Raw genomic sequence first — 1,634 nt, 5'->3', positions numbered from 1 at the left:
ACATGATAAAAAACAAAAAGAAAAAAGCCTTTACTCTAATTGAGTTAATAATAGTTATAGCAGTTATAGCAATATTAGCAGCAATAGCTATACCAAAATTCGGTGAAGTAAGAAAAAATGCAGCATTAAAGTCAGATATAGCAAATGCTAAGACTATAGCAAATGCAGCAACAGCATTAATAGCAGAAGAAAATTTAACTATACCAGCTCAAGGTCAAGAAACAACAATAGAAGTAGATTCACAAAAAACAACTAATAATAACATAGAGGAATATTTGCAAAATCCTCCAGCACCTGAATCAAAAGATCCAAGTGGAAATAAAAACTTTACATCATATACAGTAAAAGTGAATGATAAAGGGGATGTTACAGTTTATATGGGGGAAAATCAATTATTCCCAAATCCTGTAGAAGTCCTACAATAAATTTAAAAATAATCAAATGTAAAGTGTAAAGTCTATGGCTTTACACTTTAATGTTAAGGTGATGAGAATGTTTATGAAAAATAAAAAAAAGGCTTTTACATTAATAGAATTAATAATAGTTATAGCTGTAATAGCGATATTAGCAGCAATAGCTATCCCTAAGTTTGGAGAAGTAAGAAGAAACACAAGTATAAAAGCAGATATAGCTAATGCTAAGGTAATAGCAGATGCAACTACAGTGTTATTAGCAGAAGGAAAGCTAACTGCACCAAAGGATGGAGAAGAAAGATACGATTTACAGGTTGGTTCAACAGAAGGTGAAAGTAAGTACTTAACAGAGTATTTACAATCTGTCCCAAAGGGAGCACTTACTAGAGGTGGAACATTTACAGTAAGTGTAAGACCAGATGGAGAAATTATTGTTTGGATTTATGAAACTGAGGATGGATCACCTCCAGTTCAGATATTTCCTAAGCCAGCAAATGTAAGCGGTAATATTTATTATGAAAATGATTAAGGATATACATATGTATATTCTTATTTACTATATGGCACAATGAGGTGAAGCATGAGTAATTCAACTAAAGAAAAGAAAGGTTTAATGTCCATACTTAATACGGATATTAAAGATATAAAGAGTTATATTTTTAAAAGTACTAAAGAGAGTAAGGAAAAAAAAGAAAAGAAAGATTTGCTAGAAAGGTTTAGAAGAGCCAAAAAGGTAGTAGCCTTTGATATAGGAGAAAAAACTATAAAGGTAGCTGAAGGAAGCTATTTCAAGGAAAGTTTAGTTATTAATAATTTAATAGAAATTCCAACACCTGTAGATGTTGTTTCAGATGGGAAGATTGAAAATGTAGAATATTTAGCAGGAATTTTATCATTTAATTTAAAGGAAAGTAGTGTTTCAGCTAAAGATGCAATTTGTACTACTAATTCATCATTGATAATAAATAGAGAAATAATAATTCCTAAGGTTGAAGAGGATGAATATGAAACTGTAATAAGATTTGAGATACAGCAATACCTACCTATTAATTTAGATGACTATGTGATTCAATATACTTTATTAGAAGAAATAGAAGGTGTAGAAGATATGGGGAAAGTAAAGGTACGAGTTAATGTAGTGTCTTTCCCAGAAAAAATGTCGTACTCATATTATGATTTATTAACAAAAGCTAATTTATCACCCTATGCATTAGATGTAAC

At 30.2% G+C, this 1,634-nt stretch carries 3 protein-coding genes; all 3 read left to right on the top strand.

Annotated features, from left to right (window positions below; all coding sequences use genetic code 11):
• A partial coding sequence (locus ACRDBA_RS00105; protein WP_438570915.1) for a prepilin-type N-terminal cleavage/methylation domain-containing protein occupies positions 1-425 on the top strand: 425 nt, incomplete at its 5' end.
• A gap of 73 nt (positions 426-498) precedes the next feature.
• Positions 499-942, top strand: coding sequence for a prepilin-type N-terminal cleavage/methylation domain-containing protein (locus tag ACRDBA_RS00100; protein WP_438570914.1), 444 nt, complete (start codon positions 499-501; stop codon positions 940-942).
• A gap of 51 nt (positions 943-993) precedes the next feature.
• The coding region (gene pilM / locus ACRDBA_RS00095; RefSeq protein WP_438570913.1) for a type IV pilus biogenesis protein PilM at positions 994-1,634 on the top strand (641 nt) is incomplete at its 3' end.

It is taken from the genome of Clostridium sp., from assembly GCF_051654825.1.
Lineage (GTDB): Bacteria > Bacillota > Clostridia > Clostridiales > Clostridiaceae > Clostridium.
The sequence above is the reverse complement of the archived record's forward strand: the minus strand, read 5'-3'. Positions and strand labels throughout refer to the sequence as shown.

What these genes read in the sequence shown, in the direction of transcription:
- ACRDBA_RS00100 (WP_438570914.1), top strand. Translation starts at nt 499, where the DNA reads ATGAAAAATAAAAAAAAGGCTTTTACATTAATAGAATTAATAATAGTT.